The sequence below is a fragment of the Pseudovibrio axinellae genome, assembly GCF_900110875.1.
GTDB lineage: Bacteria > Pseudomonadota > Alphaproteobacteria > Rhizobiales > Stappiaceae > Pseudovibrio > Pseudovibrio axinellae.
On record NZ_FOFM01000005.1, the window covers coordinates 1 to 16,328 of the forward strand.

Below are 16,328 nucleotides of genomic sequence, written 5' to 3' on the forward strand. Positions count from 1 at the left end.
CGCTGCTAAAGTGTGGCGGTTGTTATAAGCAGTCGATAGCCCGTCCTTGTTTTCTTTAACAAGCGTTTTGGAATAGCCAAATTCGGTCGAACCGGGAATAAGCGCAACACCGCTTAATTGTTCTTCCTCGTAGCCAACGGCGCGCACAACTTCAAACGTCATTTGCGGCAACCGGTTGCCATATTCAGCAAGTGCCAGCTCTTCAAACACAACATAAGCAAGGCCGCGATACGCTGGAATATTGGCCGTACCCTGCTTTGCAGCAATGAGAGGGTCTGCATCCTGTGTTTCGCTGCCCTTGTAAACGCGCATGGTGATTTTCGTCAGGTCAACTTCTTTACCATCTGCCCATACACGCAAAATTTGCGAGATTGGCCCCTCACAGATCCCAACGGCAAAGTTGGCAGAGTAGCTATAAGTTGTTTGTGTCACGGTTGAAGAAGGCCCGCCGCCTTTGCCGCCTGTCTTTTCCGTTGTGGTGGTCACAACCTCATGCAGACTTGTTGCCCAGATAACCTGCCCGGAGACACGCGCACGCCCTGCCACAATCGGAATTGACGCGCCCTCATTGGAGCCCATCACCTGCAGGCTGTCCAGCCGCTGCCCCTCTACATGGCTCTTACTGCCCGGTGTAAACGCGGAGACAATCAGGCTATCAAGATATGCGCCCGCAACACTTGCAGCTGCAGTAATAGCAAAGGACGCAACCGTCCCCGCCCCGGTTGCACCAATTACAGCACTTGCGGCCGCTGATAAAACGACGGTAGCCATATAATCACCTGTCTGGAAAAGAAAAGGCAGCTACCGCCCGGCGCTGCCACCACCCCGAAAAGGGAACTTCAACGACCCCGGCGCGCTCTTGCGCATGGATCATCCGGCCCGGCCCGCTTATAAGCCCCACATGCTTTGCAATGGCATGGGGCCGCACCCTGAACACAATCACACTGCCAAGGCCGGGCGGGTCCAGTCCTGCACGCTGGAAGTGCGTTTGACCCGCCTCTAAAAGCGTTTCATGTGTTCCAACCTCTCCCCAGTCAGGGGAATAGGTCGGGATCGCTTGCGGCTCTTGTCCGTAAAGTTCCCGCCAGATCCCGCGTAGCAAACCAAGACAATCACACCCCGCCCCCTTACAGCTGGCTTGATGGTGGTAAGGCGTGCCAAGCCACCCGCGAGCAAGCGCAACAACCTCATTTGACAATCGCAGAACCGTCATTGGTTTGTTCATCCTGAGTTGCATAAGCTGTTACAAAATCAGCGCCGGGCATATGGGGAAAGCCGCGATAGTTAAGCGCGTTGTCAAACTTGTCTGCACACGCCGCAAAAGTGTGGGCACATCCAGCAAAAACATTGAAGGTATCGCCCGGTGCAATCGGCCTTGCCGGGGCTTGCCACAAGGAAAGCTCTGCAGCCCCCTCACTGGTGATCTTGTGCACCTTCACCTTGACCCGTGCGCCTTGATTTGCCCCGCTCAACCAAACCACAGACCCCCATGAAAACAAATCAGCGTCAAAGCCGTCTAATCCCGCGCATACAAACACGCGCCCGCTCACACCAGCCACACTGCCAGCCCCAAAATAGGAGGCAGAAAGCAAATTAACCCCGCAACGCTCATCACCTAACTCAGCGTCACAACCATATTGAAACGTGCGCCCGGTGTTCTGGTTAAGCCTATGGGAAAGGCTGCGCATTTCTGCACTAAAGGCCAACTCTCCCCGGCTCACCTCGCCAATGTTCCCCCGTTGCATCACCGCACGCTGCGCCGGATCACTCCAATTCACCCGGTAAAGGATTATTGCTGCATCATCATAAAGCCCGGCCGCAATATCAGCCTCAATAATCACATCAGAAGAAAGCGCGCCTTCAACTTCCATATTGTCAACGGCAAGCCCTAAACCCGCCTCAATGTCAGATCCGGTAAAACCAGATGAAGCCTCAAACGTCACACCGTCAAACTCTATTGGCCGGTCATGATCTGTAAACCCAAGTGTAACCCCATCGCGGCGCGTGACCTGCCAGCACCAACACAGCGTTGTGCACGCCCCGCTTAAATGCTCTTCAAAACCTGCAGAGAACGTTTTCATTAAAGCACCTCTACAACTGGAATATTGGGCACACTGCCAAGTGTGTGCGCGGCAAGGGAGACTTCTAAAATGTCACTGTCAAAGCGTGCTGGAACATCAAATTGAAAACCGGCAGTCACCTGCACGCCCACATCTGGCGCGTTTTCAAACGTCACAACACCCGTTAAAGGGTCAGTTTCAAAACCCGCTGTCATCACACCATCAAGAGCAACCAGATGATCTGCCTCAAGGTCTGGCAAGGTGATTGAACGCGCATAAGGTGCAAAGGCCGCCCCATAGGTTTTAATGAGCTGGAACTGCGTTTGCGCCCCGTCACCAACACCAATGATCTGATCAGCCGCGCTGATCTGATCACCGGGCGCACAACTTTTATAGTCGCTCCAATCCTTCCAACGAAACGCGAACATTCGCCCGCGCCGCTCTTCAAAAAAGGCAATCACCTGATAAAGATCGTTTACAGAGCGCACACCCTTGGCCGCATTATAGCGGCGGCGACTGTCTGCCCATTGCTGATTGCGGTTTTCCCGGCCGTTGCCTCTGATTACAATTTGCGTTTTACGTTCCGGCCCGCCTTTCGCTCCAAGGGAGATATCAGGCGGAAAACGGGTGTCATGAAATTCAGTAAGCATCAAAAGCCCCAATTCTCACCTGTTAGCGGTTGCGTTGCCCGCGTCCGATTGCGTCAAACATCATTGCCGCAACTTGTCCCTGAGATTGCCGGAAGCTTTCAACGTCCTGCGTTTGGATGTTGAATTGAACGTTCAGCGGGGCAGAACCACCGCCAAACGCATCCTGATTAGAGATAATCTTTGCAGGTCCCACCACCGGCTCAACGCCATTTTCACCTGCAAGCCCCCATTCTCCGGCCCCAAGAGTACCGCCTTGCGCAAAGAACCCTTTAAACCCGCTAATAAGTGCCGTTGTCACGTTCGCTTCTGGCGAGCTTCCAAACGTTGAAGCAAGCGGCCCTTGCCCCAAAAAGGCAGCCTGCAGGGCAGCTTCTGCAAGCGTTGCAATCAAGTTACCGGCCGCTGTATCAGCAAGCCCCAGCGCGCCAACCAGCTCACTTATGGAATCCGTTGCAACGTCACCAAACAGGCCCGCCAGATCGTTCACCTGTTGCTGCGCCAAAGCTTGCGCATGGATCTCATCTGTTATCTTAATCAGCTCCTGGCCCTGCTGGCTGCTTGCCTCAACCCCGGCAAGCCTTAAGGCATTCATGCGCCGTTGTTCCTGCGCATTCATCCCAAGCAAGTCTTGCTCGCGCTGCAGCTGCTCTAATACGCGTGCGTATTGGTCAATTCGGGCTACGCTTGATGAGGTTTTTTCTGACTTTTGCGGAATAATTGTAGGCTTGTCTTTTGCCCCTTCAAAAGCTGTAAAACCCTGCCCGATACGATTAGAAAAATCTAAAATCCGATCGCCTTTGCCTTGTGAATTTGCACGCCCTAAATCAAGGTCAGTCAGCATGCTACGATCAATCAGGCCGTACCGGTCCAAAAAGCGGTTGGCGTCCTTCCAAATGTCAGCATTGCCAAACTCAGCAAGCGAGGCCTCCAACTTTTCATACTCATCAAACAATTGGCGAAAGCCCGAAACGGCTTGAAGAGTTGCCCGCTTCGCACCAACTTCAAAAGTGCGCCACACCTTTGCAAATTCATCATCAATTTGCTCAGCCTTACGCAGCAATTCCTCTTCAATTACACCGCCTGCCTCATCAGCGGCCCGCATCAGTTCGCCCAAACCTTCAGAACCATTCTTCAAAGCAAGAACCAGCCCTGCGCCCTCACGGTCAAAAGCTTTAAACGAAAGCAAGAGCCGCTCTTGCTCAGAGCCTGCGTTCTTAATCAGATCCGCATATTCGGCTAATATCTGCCCTTGTGACTTCATTTTGCCAGTCACATCGCGCAGTTCAATTCCGTTAGCCTTTAAAACATCATTCAGCACACCGGAGCCGTTGGCAGCTTCACCAATCCGCCGCGAAAACCGTTGCAACGCTGTATCAGTTGTACCCGCTGCAACACCGGTTAACTCAAAGCCATAGCGTAAGCGTTGCAACTCATCAGTGGTCACGCCCACCTTATCGGCAACTTTGGCAAGGCTTGAGGCGTCCGAAATCGTTTTGCGAGTGGCTACACCCAAAGCAACAACGGCCGCCGTAACAGAGGTGATGCCAACGGCTTTCAATCCCCCCATAGAACGGCCTAACAAGCTCATATCCGTATTTAAAAGCTGCGTTTCCCGGCGTGTCTTTTGCAAAGAGCGCCGGTTGCCTTCAAAGGCCGCGCGGGATTTATCATTAGCCCGCACATTATAGACAAGATCCGGCACGGTCATGATTGAGCTTCCCCGGTAACTTTAAGGTAGATGGACCATTCTAAAAGCTCAGGTTCCGGCCAGTCTTCAAGGTCGCAAACCCGCATATGCAAGCGATCCGCAAGCCTGAAAAGAAACAAGCGCCACGGATCGCCCCTTAGTTTTTTTCCAGCACCTTTGCATCAGCCGGGGCAAGCATCTGCAGCGCAACACGGCCAATTATCGCGCCATCTGCCTGCGTTAAAAGCTTGTGTTTATCATCAGCATTAAACAGCAATTCGCCGGTCTCATCCTGGCTCTTCATAATCAACACATCAACAAAAGCCTCAGAGTTTAAATCTGAATGATCGCCAGAAATGCGCGTGCGTTGTCGCGGTGTCATTGGGTCATAAAAGACCTTAAACGGCGCACCGTCTTCACCCCACTCAGGCACTTCAACAACCTGATTTTTTGCCCGTTTGTAATGGCTGTTCACACGCTCAATCGCACGCATATTTGCACTCCTTGTCTCTGCGCTAAACAAAAAGGCAGCCTGCACAAACAGACTGCCTTCGATTATTTTGGGATCCACTTGGTCAAAGACCTATGCGGAACATTCCGAACTAGTTGGTAAGGCGTATCCAGATACCGCCCATTTTATATTCAGTATCACCAACTTTCAGTTCAGATTTATTGTCCAAATTATTTTTGGCAATTTCTGAAACATTTCCGGTCGCTGGGTCATAAACACTGCATTTATTTTGATCATCAACACTTTGAACAACTGCGATCCAATGCATAGCCCCGGTATCTTCATATCTGACCATCAGTGCATCTACGCCACCATTTGAAGGAGACGTGTAATGATCTTTCTTAGTCCTTTTTATTTCATGATTTATTTTCTCAACCAGCTTAATCTCTACGTCAAATAAGTTTTTGTTGTCACTGCCTTCATTTACGACAGGCTTATAGCCTTCGAATTCAGCTTTTGCTGAATTTGTGTAAAAAAGCTCTACCTTGTCTTTCTTTTCACCATTCAACTGATAAGCAACCTGTATGAGGCCTGAAGGGCTGTTACTGTAAAATCCATTCGCATATTTGGCTCTTTTTTCCGGGCAGTTCATAATGAGATTTCCAGTTACGGAATAACTATCTCGTGCTGCGAGTTGGGCCTCTCCCTGTCTCTGGTTTTCCGGTGAGCTTGCTACTTCTTTCAGGTTGATTTTCACGGCGAACAGGCCATCAGTGTATCCTTCTGAGATATTGTCATATTCCAACAAACTGACACTTGTTTCACCTGGAGATATACCCAACTGGAGCAGACTTGCATTGACTACATATGCACCACATTCAAGAATTGAATGCTGTGAAACATCTTTGTATGCGCGAAAGGCTGCCATCTTCATGTATCCCTTATTTTTATTGATACAAAGAAAGACGGTTGAATTTTATAGTTGTGATCCTTCTCCATTTTCGCGCTAAACAAAAAGGCAGCCTGTACACACAGACTACCTTTCTCACTTCACCGGAAAAAACCGGAGTTAAGGCACTTCTTCCTGTGCCAGCTCACCATTGCCTGTAAACTCAAAGGTTAGATCAACGGTATCGGTGCGCCCCTGTGCATGGCTAATGCTGGTAATTGTCGCCGTGCCGGAATAGTAGTTTTCGCCGCTAATCTCGCCATTGTCATATAGATGCAGCATCACAGACGCCCCGGCGCTAAGCTCCTCTTGCCCCGCATCATCTGTAACCCGTTTTGCATTAATCGAACCAGACCAGCGTTTAGGTGCGCCGGCTAAATGGGTTTCCCACTCTTCACCCATTGCCGTTGCATCTGAAACAGGGGCTTCAATGCTCAAATTGAAGCTTTGCACCTTGCCCACATTTTCACCGCCTGCAGTTACACTGCCTTTATTCCCATGCACCAAAGCCATTTGAATGCTCTCCTTTAGTTTTGAAAATCAAAGTACCAGCCACCCGCTACATGCTGGATTAATGCGCGGTTTGCGGGTCTGCTTCCGGCGTTACTGCAAGCACTGTAAAACTCAGCGTTAAAACGCCCGTTCGCTTTTCGCCTCGATCCCGGCCGGTTGCTAAATTCAAATTGCTGGATTGCAGGTAAAGCTCTTTCACCAGCCCGTTTAAATAGTGACTGCCAGCAAGAGCGCCCTCTACCTCAACTGCAATTTGGTCAAGTTCATCGTCAAAGCCCCTGCCATCTGCAATCGCTTCAACGGTAATGCTCATTTGCCGTTCAATATCGCGGCCCGGCCCCATTTCTGCAGGCTGGCTTTGTTCATCCAAAATATAAATAAGCAAGGCAGGTAAGCGCTTATGTTCCAACGGATATGTACGAGTGACAAAAACCCGCTCTGCAGTGCTTGGCAGCCCTTTTAACGCAGCCTCCACCGCATCACGCACCTGTGTTCTGATATGTGCCATACCTGCCCCTATTCGCGTTCTAACACGATCTCGCTTAAGCCTGCCCCGTCACTCATGGGAGCGCTCGCAGCTGTAAAGCGCTGCCCGTCAATTAAAAGCTCTGCGCCCTCGCCAAACTCATCGGGGATTTCAGAGGTCTTCACCGCAAACACAGGCTTAGACGTGAGCATGCCAGCCTCACCAAAAGGGGTTTCTTCCCCCTCATTGGACAAGATCCCAACAAGCGGCCCGTTGCTCCCGTTTTGCAACGCGTAGGTTGCGTTTGTGGCAAACTCATCAGTGTTCAGCAGGGCGTTCAAGTCATCGTCAAAATCAATCATTGCCGCTTCACCAGTACTTGCCCGCCCTTAACCCCAATTGCCCGGTTTACAGGGGCTTTTCCCATGGCCCGCGCCAACTCTTTAGGCGTTAGGGGTTTGGGCTGTGTCAGCCTGGTTGTGTTCGCCAAGTCTTTTTTCATCGGTACGCTCTCACCTTCCAAGATCCAAGATAAACGGGAGGCACTGCCCCCCGTTTATCTCTCATAAAAGCCGGGGTTTAATTCCCGCTTGGGTCAGGCTCCGGCGCTTTTTCCGGTGCCTTGGCTTTGCCAACCGCCTTCTTTGTTTCTTCCGCTTTGCCCAGATTAATCAAAAAATTAGCCTCTTTTTCAGGGGCGTTCACCACATCACCGGGCCCAACGTTTTCACCGTCGCAAACCGTGCGCTTTACAATTACAATCTTCTTCTTAGCATTCGCCATAACATGACCTCTTAAGTGTTTGAGTAATCAAAGGAAGTTCAAAAAAAGCAGCCGGGTTGCCCGGCCGCTTAAGGGCTGGAAAGCTTAAGCTTGGAATGAATGACAGAAGCTTTGCGGGTGGCGGGTTGCAAAATCTACATCTTGCATTGCAACAACGCGCACCGTGCTACTTGTTGCCTGTGTGAACGGGTCAATGGTCAAATCAACACCGGTCCAGATCGCAATTAAAAGATCTGCCCAGTTACCAAAAAAGGCATTGCTATTAAGCACTTGGTTGGAAATACCGGCATTATAACCGTTTACCGTATTGCCCCGTTCCCAGATAAACTGCGCTGTACCCGCTGCCTTTTCCGTGGTCTTTAGCGCCCCGCGCATCTCTGCATTGAGCACATAGCCAAGCGCCCCAATATCCGCATCATCGCTTGCAACAGAGGATTCCATTTCAACCACCTCTGTAAAAGTTGGTGCACTTGCTGCAAACGTTGTTGAGTTAATGCCGGTTGTGGCTGCAATGCCCTTGGCTGCGTTGCCTGAACCATCACTGTGCAAAGCTGCCCGGTTGATTTCCAACCCGATCACCTTAGCCAGATCATCACGCACCAACGCCTCAACATCTAGTGAGGATTGAATAAGCAACTTACGGGAATAATCGGTGAAGGCCCCAAGTGTCTTGGGCGTTAGGGCGACCTGATCAAACGCAGCTGCGCTTTTGGTCACGTCATCACCTTCACCAACCCAATATGCCGTTGCACCCCCAACCATGCGCGGAATAAGCAAATCACCTTGCAAATCATTGAGCATATGAGCGCCCATATTCATCACAACAGCACGCTTGCGCAGCAATTCAATAAACGAGCCTGCAATCAAATCCTCTGAAACCAGAGCCCCACCGCTCGCAATGGTGCCGGTGTTAAGGTTGCGCGTTTGCCCAAGCACATTGGCGCGCATCACATCAGCAGGCACAAGCAACCCACCTGCAGATTTACCGCGCTTTCTTGCAGCCTCATCAGAGCATTCATATTCAAATTTTGCCGCCTCCACATATTCCTTGTTGTGTGGGTTTGCCAGGGCATTGAGCGCGCGCACAAACGAGAACTTTTTGCGCTCTTTGCCAGTCAGGCCAATATCAGCAGCCCCGGAGATTTTTTCTTGCCCGCGCTCGCCCATTTGCAAAAGCACTTTGCTAGAAAATTCACCAGCAGACAAACCCGAACGGATCGCATCTGCAGCCAGGTCACGACAGTTCCAGCTTGCCGCTGTGGCTTCAATTTCACGAATGCGTGTGGCCTCATTTGCAGCCGTTTCAGAACGGATTTGCGCAAGCTCTTCTTCTGAAGGGCCGTTATTTGTATTTTCAAGTGGTGCAGGCATTGCAGCAGCCTTTCTTTCAAGTGCAATGGAAACAACAGCCCCCTCAAATTGTGAGCGTCCCACCCCCACAGAAGGATCTGCAGGAACGGATACAATTGAAATTTCATGAGGGGTCCAGCGGGTGACGCGGTACACGTCTAAATCATCGTCATTTTCTTCTTCAAGCCGGGCTTTGTGGATCTGATAACCAACAGAAACATTGGTAAGCTCACCATCCAGAACACGGCTTTTAATCTCTTGCGCCCGCTCGGTTTTACCAAAGCGAACAAAGGCCCGGCCCTTGCCGTTCTTGACTTCAACGCGCTCAATCACGCCCACCTGATTATCTACGCTTGCGCGGTGATCAATCAGCAACGGCGCACGCCCGCTCCCAATAAATTCAAGGTCAATTTCGCCGGCCTCGTGACCCAGAATTTCAACGCCCCAATAGGTGCGAATAGGGGAGTCACTGGAAAAGGAAAGCTCTAAAAGGTCTTCTTCTGCGCCCTCTTGCGCGCGCACGAAAGCACCCTGCCGGAACAACCGTTCCGGCAGCTTCAGGTTATTTGTTGGCATGGTGTGGTTAGTCCTCTAAAGCGCTATCTTTATCAGGAACCGGGGCAACCTTGCTCCCAGCTGAAAGCACGGCTTCAAGATCAATGCCGCGATCCTTAGCAAGCTGGCTTGCCTCTGCAAAATCGTCGTAGATATCTTCAAGGGTGCGCCCGCGTTCGCTTGCTACTTCCTGAGGGCTTTTAATGCGGGTTTCCATATTGGTTTTATTGGCGGTTGCATCGTCTTTCGGGTTGACCGATTGCCAGCCCCGGCCTGTCCATTCAATTGCGTTAAACCGCTCGCGCTGCGTCATAGACAAAGGCAATTTGCGCGTTAGCATCGCCATATTCAGCCAGTCTGAAACAATCGCCCCGCAATAGTGATCTGCAAACCAGCTTTGCAATACACCCCATTGCTCACGCTCTTCACCAAGCCCGGCCCGCAGCGATGAAAAATTAGCCTTTTCCAAATCGCTTGAAAGGGATGAATAAGCAACATCCAGCCCGGTTGCTACGCCGCGCAACATGATTTTCATGAAGGGTTCCATTTCCCCGCTTGGGTAGGCTGGATCGAAGGTTTTAAAGTCGTAGCCTTGCGGCAATTCCTCTAAAACCCCACCTTCCATTTCTTCCAGCCGGGGCCGCTCTTCCTCGTCCAAATATGCCTCACCCTCTGCGCCGCCACCTTCTGCAGTCGTAGCCCCGGTTTGATCACTGCCTAACAGTTCATCCGGGTCAGCATCAGCAGAGCGGGTGTAAAAACCCATCTTTTGCGCGCCATAAACCGCATTGGAAAGCGCAGCCTCTTCAAAGCGGTTCATTTGGCTTAAGCGGCGCAAAGCCGTGTGAGCCCACGGCACCCCAATCACCGGGGCCGTTTGGTCGTAAGGTGCAAACAAATGCACGATCTCTTGCGCTGGAATGCGAATGCGTTCACCGCGCCCGCCAAAACGGGAGGGGTTGCGCTTGAACATGTGATAGGCAACCGGCCTGTCAACTGCGTTACACTCAACCCCTGCAAGAATATAATGCCCCGCCCCTAGGTCCTTGTTCAGTTCAATATCAAGCATGGTGATATCAAGGTGTTGCAGCTGAAAGCCAAAGGCCCCGAACTCCGGCCCCAAATATTTGCGCGCCAGAAAATTACCGTCACGGGCAACAGATGTAAGCGCAATGCGCTGGCTATCAGCAAACGAGAACTTGCCGCACGTTGTACACGTTCCCCGTTTACTCCAATCCAAAAAAGCCCGGCGAATAGCCTTGTTGCTTTCCCGGTCTAAGCTTTCATCTTCAAAGCGTACAACCGGCTTGATAAGCAGGCCACCACGGCCCACCACATTGCGCCGCAAATGAGAATAAAAGCCCTTCAGATAGTCGTTGTTCTGGCTTTGCTCTCTGCTATGGGAAACCAAACCCAAAAGGTCCTCTTGCGCATCGTGCATCAAAGAGGAATAAAACCCCATAGCCTTGAAATTTGCCAGGCGATCCGGCCGCGCTGCCTTAAATTTCCGCTCAGCCTTGCGCGGCTGTTTTACAGGTGCTTTGCCTGTGCGAAAGAGCCTTGCCAATACACCCATTATTTAAACCCCACCTTGATAAAGCGGTGACTTGCGCGCCCTGTGCGTTTGCGCTCTTCAATCGCCAGCAGCTTGCGGTAATGCGTGTGCCAGTCGGCAAGCTCTTTCGGGCTGAGCTTCGTCAACTTGCGCCCTGCAATCTCATAGGCGGCAACATTGGATTTTGCCCGCCCTTCCAAAAGCGCTTCAATTTGATCCAGCATGCGCCGGTTATGGCTGCGCGCGTCCGGCAAGTCTCCGGCCCACAAATTAGGCAACACTTCAAACCGGCCGCTGTCTACGCTTAAGCGCTCACTGTCACTCTTGCGGGTAATAAAGGCCGCCCACCGGTACGCCCCTGCAATCCAACCGCTGTTTTCATCAGCCCCAAGGCTCACAAAAAAACCGCCATCAAGGGCGGTTGCGGCAAACTCGATTTTTTCCGGGGCTTTCCCTTCCAGTGTTCCCACATAGGAAAGCGTATAATCAACAGGTGGAAAATCCTGTGCCAGATCATCCCGCCGCCATGAGATAAAGTCACCGGCCCGCATCGTCTTAGGCTCGGCACTTAAAGGTTCATCAAATCCATTTCCTGCCATACATCCCCCTCACAACCCGGCAAGCATGCCGCCTCTGCGCCTTGGCCGCCTGCGTGCTTTCTTCGCAGGCAGCCGCTTTGGTTTTATCGTTGTTGCAGTTTCTGACTTTTCCGTCTTCGTCTCCGGCGCTTGCGCCTGTACTGGCAAACTTTCAGGCACACTTTCCCCGGCAAGATCCGTTGAACCCGCCTCACGGCTTGTCTCTTGCTTTGGTCTAAGTGCAGCAAAACTATTGGTTTCCATAGATCGCGCCCAAATCGGCGGGCGCTTCCAGTTGATTTCTTCACCCTTAAGAACCAGCACCAAAGCCAGCCCGTAAACGCCCAGATCAAGCGCCTCGTTTCGCTTGCGCCCCTTGCGAAGCACCCAGCCTTTCGGGGTGCGCCGCTCTGCGCAAAACTCTTCAAACACTTCACCAGGTAGGTTGCGGGTCAGGTGATAGGCATCTGCGCCCGGATCTTCACGGGCAAGGCTTGCAGTAACTTCAGATTTAAGCCGCCATGTTCCAACGCGCACAATCTTTAAATCAGTGCGTTTAACCCGCTTGCCCTCTACTTTTTCAGGGGTCACTTCTTTGGCCCGGTCGCGCTCCCAACCATTCAGACCTTTGGCAAGAAACACCCGCCTGCGCAGGCCAAGCTTGCGCGATTTACGATAAAAAGCATAAGCATTCTTCGTCACACCATCCGCCCCGCCGCTATCTACGATCAGCGCAGCCGGTTTGATCTGGTAGCCACTGCCCGCAACCGGATAGTACTTTTCCAGTAAAGGCAAAAGCGCGTCCCAGTCTTCTTTGTATTTTGCCGGGTCAATCGCGCGTGCGTCGGCGCTTGGTGCTCCTGCAGGCGGGGCGTGAATGTCAAAGCGATCTATCAACCAGCGTTCCAGCCCCGGCCCCCATGCATCCACTTGGCACACAAAGCGACCCTTTTGCACGTCAACCGCAATGGTAAGAAAGCGGGTTTCCGGTGGTGCGACCTTAAGCAGATATTGCTCTGCCTTGTCCTTCAGTTGCTTCACGCTCAAATCGTCATCATCTTCCACCATGCGCGATGAATAAGGCTTGCCCTGATCAACGTTCACAGTGGTCTTTAATGAGGTTTCATCTCCGGTTTGCTGGAACTCCTGCCAAGCTGTCTCATATCTGGAAACCAAGGACGCCCACGGCTGGAAGGCAGCGGCCGCCCCTTTTAGCCAGTAAGTGACAAGATCCGTTTCCCGCAAAGCCTCATCATGAACGCTCACCAAATCCCCGGCTTTGCTTTCATGCAACCAGCGGCCCGCCCGGTTTAGCTCCACTTTATGCCGTGGTGCAAAGATTGCACCGCAATGCGGACACGCCATCACAGCAGCAAGGCCGCGCTCTTTCGGGCTGCCTTCATCTGGAAAATGCAATAACTCATAGTCTGGTTCAAAAACCTCTGAGCAATCCGGGCAAGTCCAGTAATAGCGCCCACGGGTGCCCCGGTTATAAAGCGCTAAAATACCCGTTGCCGGTGGTGCCATATGGGGCGCACCCTCAGGCGGCAAGAAGTCATTATCTTCAATCAGACGGCCCGGAGAACTTTCTGCAATCGCCATCCCGCGAGAACCGAAAGTTTCCGTACGCTTCAAGGCAAGGTCAAACAGGTTGCCTTCCCCTTCAATGTCTTCCGGCGCACGGTCATAGTCAGTCAGCAGCATTAAAGGCAGGTCAGAAGCAGACACTTTGGAGACCACCGGCCAACCGATATCCAGCGTCATGCCGCCCTGAAAACGCTTGTCTAATATGTTGTTGTCGAACCGGCCCCGGCCTAAGCGCCGCTTTATTGAAGGCGTGTAGTTGATCAGCGCCCCTACTTTTTTCAAGGCAAATTCACGCGCCGCGTTTCTGTCCATATGAATGACACGCATGTCGCACGGCTCACAGCAGATCGCCTGCCCTATGCGGTTGATTATCAGAGCGTCCGTTTTGCCAGTACGCGCAGGCCCGGCAAACACCGTCCCCCGGAAGCGCCGGGACGCACTCATGTCCATAGGCTCTACCATGTAAGGTGTTACCTTGTTATCCCACGCAATGATTGCCCCATTGTCCCGCAGCTTGCGCTCACCACCTGCCCAACTTGATACCGACATACGCCGCACCGGCGCAAGGATTGGCAGCGCATCAGCAAGGCACCCGGCCGCACTCGCATAAGCAGGCGGCCGCCAACCGTGCAAACGGGGCGGAAGTTCGAATGAGGGCATGGTGGGGAACCTGAGTTACTTGCAGTTCTAGCTATATATTTTTGACAATTGTACTCAAAATCACTGAGTACCACCTAATAAGTCTTCAGGGAAAGGAGCCCTGAAGTTTAAACTCAATCCAATAGGAAAGGTCACACCTTATGAATCGCCCCGAAAAAATCACTCGTACAATCACTGACTTTGAGAAACTGCCTATTCAATTTCCGACCCATATGCATCCACCAGAGTTTTGGGAGCAACTAGGTAGAACAATAGGCACTTTTGGTTTTCTAGAGGAAATACTTGCCAAAGCAATTTTGGTTTTCACTGGAACAACACCCTATACTGAGGACAAAATCCAAGAGGCATATGAGGAATGGGACCGAAAGTTAGAACGCACGCTTACAGACCCGCTATATCATTTGGCTAACACCTATCAGAAAGCAGTGAAAAGCAATCCCGCATCAACAATCGAAGACATTGACGACCTAGTTTCTATGATCAAAGAATCTATTAAGATCAGAAACGTCTTATGCCATGGATCATGGAACCAAACACCCGATGCAAATGGCGCGAGTATACCATTCTACTTTCGCAAAGAGGGAAATGATCAGCTCGAATTTGAGACACCAATTAACATTATGTTTTTAAAGCAGACGCAAAAGCAGGTTGCCGATCTTTGTTGTAAAGTGATTAAATCAGTTACCGATATGGGCTACCAGTTTCCAGGCGGGTCGTGACCTGGTCGAAAATTCGTTCTCACCCCTAGTGAAGAAAAGCCCAACTAGATTGCTTTTGACAGCTTGAGCTGCATAATTTTCCACCCGCGATTTTACGAAGCACATCCACATTGCAAGGCTGGTCGAAAGAAAACCAGCAGACCAGTTCCTTGCGTTGTAATCTCTCTGCATCTACTCCGCAGCTTCCATAATCGCAGCTTGCCCGGTGTTCTCTTCCGCGCTCATTCCCTGCATGAATTCAGAAAGCTCCCGGTGAAGTTCCGCCAGCAGATCATCAGCAACCACAACCGCCGCCTCTGACTGGCGACCATCCAAACCAACATCCCTAGACAAACGGTCAGGCATGCCGTTCACCGCATTGCGAACCGCTGAGAAAGTCCGTTCCAGCAACGCCACCACATCAGCACAGGCGATCAGCTCACCACGCGATTGTGCAAGCTTGTTATAGGCTGCCTCAGTCTCATAAAGTTCCTTGCGCTGCCGTGGTGTCAGCGCCATTTCAGAATTGCCAGATCCGCCACCCAGCAACGCCATCTGCATTTGCCGGATATTGCTTTGAATCTTCTCTTCTTCCGCAGCCTCTGAAGCTTCCCTTTCCTTCTGCCATGCATAGCAAACCGAAAGCCGGAACTCATAAGCCTGCCCATTGGTGCCCTTGCTCTCACAAGGCATCCCCTCGCAAATCCACTGATCTATGGTGGGCAGGCTCTTCTTAAAAGCCTCCGCAAGGTGGCGCTTATTCACCACCACATCTTCCACACCATCAGGGAGCGGATAGCGTTCAACATTCTCCATGCACGCCCCCTCTCATCTGGAACAACAACAGAAACGAAAACACCAAGTGCTCCCACACCCCACACAACCCAAAGCCCCGCAGTTCCGAACTACCCGCAGGCCGGGGCAGGTCCAGGAAGGACCCAAAGCTTTTCAGAATATGGAAACGCGCCCCCAAGTTTTAACGGGCAGTTTTCAGAGCCTTCTGCATTGCACGCCGGAAGTTGCGTTTCATCCGGGCGTCTGCAGTCTTGCGTGCACCTTCTTCAAAGCGCAGGCGCGGTTGGTAGTCTGCGCTCTTCTCATAGGCAACCAGCAGCTTTAAACCTGTGCGGCCCTTGGTGCCCCGCGAGCTATCCCGGCGCTTGCCGCGCTTAGGGCGCTGCCAGATTCCCTCAACCCCGTTGATCTCACCTTGAAACACATCCGGGCGTTTCAACAGCCGGTCAATACTGCGCCGTGGTAGGTTGCCGTATTTGTTGAGCCGCTGTGAGAACGGAACCGCCAGCACCTTCCGCTTTGGCTTCCTCGTTCCACCCTTCTCCTGCAGTTCCAAATAATCCGCCTGTCTGTCCTTGAAGAAGACAACGGCCGAAAGGTTGCGCTTACTTGCCCGCTTCAATGCAAGGCCACGTTTGGTGAAGGGTGTGGGGCGATCAAGTCGCCTGCTTAAGGTCTTTTCGGTGTTGGTCTTGATATCCTGTGCGGTCGCATTCAACGCTAAGCTGATCGCATAGGGCACCTGCCGTTGTTCCGCTTTGGTCAGCCCCTTGGCGACCTCACTAAAGTTTACGGTGTACTGGAACATGCAGCCCCCAACGAAAAAGCGCCCTCAGGTAGTAACCTGAAAGCGCAATTATTCATCATCGCTGAATCATGCCGATTAGTGCTGCAGTTGTCAATGCAGCTTTACCGACTAACAAGGCTTCGTGTTAAACATTTTGCATTTTAACGATTGGCTTCCAGCTCTATTATAACGTGTGCGCAATCA

At 51.8% G+C, this 16,328-nt stretch carries 17 protein-coding genes and 1 pseudogene; 1 reads left to right on the plus strand and 17 read right to left on the minus strand.

Translation table 11 applies throughout. The features are described 5' to 3' along the window. The 15 genes and pseudogenes from BMZ51_RS11975 to BMZ51_RS12045 all read right to left on the minus strand — a co-directional run. Nucleotides 1–771 (minus strand): annotated as a pseudogene (locus tag BMZ51_RS11975) (baseplate multidomain protein megatron); the annotation flags it as partial. Between the two features lie 4 nt (nucleotides 772–775). Continuing rightward, complete coding sequence (locus tag BMZ51_RS11980) at nucleotides 776–1,213, minus strand: NlpC/P60 family protein (RefSeq protein WP_068001410.1); 438 nt, start codon at nucleotides 1,211–1,213, stop codon at nucleotides 776–778. Next, nucleotides 1,188–2,081 (minus strand): DUF2163 domain-containing protein, encoded by an 894-nt coding sequence (locus BMZ51_RS11985; protein ID WP_068001414.1) that lies wholly within the window; start codon nucleotides 2,079–2,081, stop codon nucleotides 1,188–1,190. The genes BMZ51_RS11980 and BMZ51_RS11985 overlap by 26 nt, the downstream gene beginning before the upstream one ends. After that, complete coding sequence (locus BMZ51_RS11990; protein ID WP_068001417.1) at nucleotides 2,081–2,710, minus strand: DUF2460 domain-containing protein; 630 nt, start codon at nucleotides 2,708–2,710, stop codon at nucleotides 2,081–2,083. The genes BMZ51_RS11985 and BMZ51_RS11990 overlap by 1 nt, the downstream gene beginning before the upstream one ends. Nucleotides 2,711–2,732: 22 nt before the next feature. Then, nucleotides 2,733–4,418 carry a phage tail tape measure family protein gene (locus BMZ51_RS11995; RefSeq protein ID WP_068001420.1) on the minus strand — a complete coding sequence of 562 codons (1,686 nt, stop codon included), beginning with the start codon at nucleotides 4,416–4,418 and terminating at the stop codon, nucleotides 2,733–2,735. Between the two features lie 136 nt (nucleotides 4,419–4,554). After that, the gene (locus BMZ51_RS12000; RefSeq protein ID WP_139201384.1) at nucleotides 4,555–4,890 is read right to left on the minus strand and encodes a hypothetical protein; all 336 of its coding nucleotides are present in this window, start codon (nucleotides 4,888–4,890) and stop codon (nucleotides 4,555–4,557) included. A gap of 109 nt (nucleotides 4,891–4,999) precedes the next feature. Continuing rightward, nucleotides 5,000–5,776 (minus strand): T3SS effector IpaJ family cysteine protease, encoded by a 777-nt coding sequence (locus BMZ51_RS12005; protein WP_139201385.1) that lies wholly within the window; start codon nucleotides 5,774–5,776, stop codon nucleotides 5,000–5,002. Nucleotides 5,777–5,917: 141 nt separating this feature from the next. Then, on the minus strand, nucleotides 5,918–6,310 hold the full coding sequence (locus BMZ51_RS12010) for a hypothetical protein (RefSeq protein WP_068001433.1): 393 nt from the start codon (nucleotides 6,308–6,310) through the stop codon (nucleotides 5,918–5,920). 58 nt (nucleotides 6,311–6,368) lie between these two features. Further along, nucleotides 6,369–6,818: a hypothetical protein gene (locus tag BMZ51_RS12015; protein WP_068001437.1), complete on the minus strand. Its 450-nt coding sequence runs from the start codon at nucleotides 6,816–6,818 to the stop codon at nucleotides 6,369–6,371. Nucleotides 6,819–6,826: 8 nt separating this feature from the next. Beyond that, nucleotides 6,827–7,138 carry a head-tail joining protein gene (locus tag BMZ51_RS12020; protein WP_068001442.1) on the minus strand — a complete coding sequence of 104 codons (312 nt, stop codon included), beginning with the start codon at nucleotides 7,136–7,138 and terminating at the stop codon, nucleotides 6,827–6,829. A 217-nt stretch (nucleotides 7,139–7,355) separates the two neighbouring features. Beyond that, nucleotides 7,356–7,559 (minus strand): hypothetical protein, encoded by a 204-nt coding sequence (locus tag BMZ51_RS12025; protein ID WP_068001446.1) that lies wholly within the window; start codon nucleotides 7,557–7,559, stop codon nucleotides 7,356–7,358. 84 nt (nucleotides 7,560–7,643) lie between these two features. Then, nucleotides 7,644–9,485 carry a phage major capsid protein gene (locus BMZ51_RS12030; protein ID WP_068001448.1) on the minus strand — a complete coding sequence of 614 codons (1,842 nt, stop codon included), beginning with the start codon at nucleotides 9,483–9,485 and terminating at the stop codon, nucleotides 7,644–7,646. A 7-nt stretch (nucleotides 9,486–9,492) separates the two neighbouring features. Continuing rightward, nucleotides 9,493–11,040, minus strand: a complete 1,548-nt coding sequence (locus tag BMZ51_RS12035; RefSeq protein WP_068001451.1) for a phage portal protein — start codon at nucleotides 11,038–11,040, stop codon at nucleotides 9,493–9,495. Further along, nucleotides 11,040–11,618 carry a hypothetical protein gene (locus BMZ51_RS12040; RefSeq protein WP_068001455.1) on the minus strand — a complete coding sequence of 193 codons (579 nt, stop codon included), beginning with the start codon at nucleotides 11,616–11,618 and terminating at the stop codon, nucleotides 11,040–11,042. Before BMZ51_RS12040 ends, BMZ51_RS12035 begins: the two co-directional genes overlap by 1 nt. A 9-nt stretch (nucleotides 11,619–11,627) precedes the next feature. Then, entirely contained in the window at nucleotides 11,628–13,844 is a 2,217-nt protein-coding gene (locus BMZ51_RS12045; RefSeq protein ID WP_068001459.1) for a phage terminase large subunit family protein, read from the minus strand. 140 nt (nucleotides 13,845–13,984) lie between these two features. On the opposite strand from BMZ51_RS12045, the gene BMZ51_RS12050 reads away from it, so the two are divergent. Then, a complete protein-coding gene (locus BMZ51_RS12050; RefSeq protein ID WP_068001462.1) occupies nucleotides 13,985–14,563 on the plus strand; it encodes a hypothetical protein in 579 nt (192 codons plus the stop codon). Nucleotides 14,564–14,734: 171 nt separating this feature from the next. Here the strand turns inward: BMZ51_RS12050 and BMZ51_RS12055 are convergent, their stop codons facing one another. Together BMZ51_RS12055 and BMZ51_RS12060 are read right to left on the minus strand one after the other, a co-directional pair. Further along, nucleotides 14,735–15,358, minus strand: a complete 624-nt coding sequence (locus BMZ51_RS12055; RefSeq protein ID WP_068001465.1) for a terminase small subunit — start codon at nucleotides 15,356–15,358, stop codon at nucleotides 14,735–14,737. 160 nt (nucleotides 15,359–15,518) lie between these two features. After that, entirely contained in the window at nucleotides 15,519–16,145 is a 627-nt protein-coding gene (locus tag BMZ51_RS12060; RefSeq protein ID WP_068001469.1) for a hypothetical protein, read from the minus strand. Nucleotides 16,146–16,328 lie beyond the last annotated feature (183 nt).

What these genes read in the sequence shown, in the direction of transcription:
- BMZ51_RS12010 (WP_068001433.1), bottom strand. Translation starts at nt 6,310, where the DNA reads ATGGCTTTGGTGCATGGGAATAAAGGCAGTGTAACTGCAGGCGGTGAA.
- BMZ51_RS12025 (WP_068001446.1), bottom strand. Translation starts at nt 7,559, where the DNA reads ATGGCGAATGCTAAGAAGAAGATTGTAATTGTAAAGCGCACGGTTTGC.
- BMZ51_RS11980 (WP_068001410.1), bottom strand. Translation starts at nt 1,213, where the DNA reads ATGACGGTTCTGCGATTGTCAAATGAGGTTGTTGCGCTTGCTCGCGGG.
- BMZ51_RS12045 (WP_068001459.1), bottom strand. Translation starts at nt 13,844, where the DNA reads ATGCCCTCATTCGAACTTCCGCCCCGTTTGCACGGTTGGCGGCCGCCT.
- BMZ51_RS12055 (WP_068001465.1), bottom strand. Translation starts at nt 15,358, where the DNA reads ATGGAGAATGTTGAACGCTATCCGCTCCCTGATGGTGTGGAAGATGTG.
- BMZ51_RS12000 (WP_139201384.1), bottom strand. Translation starts at nt 4,890, where the DNA reads ATGCGTGCGATTGAGCGTGTGAACAGCCATTACAAACGGGCAAAAAAT.
- BMZ51_RS11995 (WP_068001420.1), bottom strand. Translation starts at nt 4,418, where the DNA reads ATGACCGTGCCGGATCTTGTCTATAATGTGCGGGCTAATGATAAATCC.
- BMZ51_RS12060 (WP_068001469.1), bottom strand. Translation starts at nt 16,145, where the DNA reads ATGTTCCAGTACACCGTAAACTTTAGTGAGGTCGCCAAGGGGCTGACC.
- BMZ51_RS11990 (WP_068001417.1), bottom strand. Translation starts at nt 2,710, where the DNA reads ATGCTTACTGAATTTCATGACACCCGTTTTCCGCCTGATATCTCCCTT.
- BMZ51_RS12015 (WP_068001437.1), bottom strand. Translation starts at nt 6,818, where the DNA reads ATGGCACATATCAGAACACAGGTGCGTGATGCGGTGGAGGCTGCGTTA.
- BMZ51_RS12020 (WP_068001442.1), bottom strand. Translation starts at nt 7,138, where the DNA reads ATGATTGATTTTGACGATGACTTGAACGCCCTGCTGAACACTGATGAG.
- BMZ51_RS12005 (WP_139201385.1), bottom strand. Translation starts at nt 5,776, where the DNA reads ATGGCAGCCTTTCGCGCATACAAAGATGTTTCACAGCATTCAATTCTT.
- BMZ51_RS12030 (WP_068001448.1), bottom strand. Translation starts at nt 9,485, where the DNA reads ATGCCAACAAATAACCTGAAGCTGCCGGAACGGTTGTTCCGGCAGGGT.
- BMZ51_RS11985 (WP_068001414.1), bottom strand. Translation starts at nt 2,081, where the DNA reads ATGAAAACGTTCTCTGCAGGTTTTGAAGAGCATTTAAGCGGGGCGTGC.
- BMZ51_RS12035 (WP_068001451.1), bottom strand. Translation starts at nt 11,040, where the DNA reads ATGGGTGTATTGGCAAGGCTCTTTCGCACAGGCAAAGCACCTGTAAAA.
- BMZ51_RS12040 (WP_068001455.1), bottom strand. Translation starts at nt 11,618, where the DNA reads ATGGCAGGAAATGGATTTGATGAACCTTTAAGTGCCGAGCCTAAGACG.
- BMZ51_RS12050 (WP_068001462.1), top strand. Translation starts at nt 13,985, where the DNA reads ATGAATCGCCCCGAAAAAATCACTCGTACAATCACTGACTTTGAGAAA.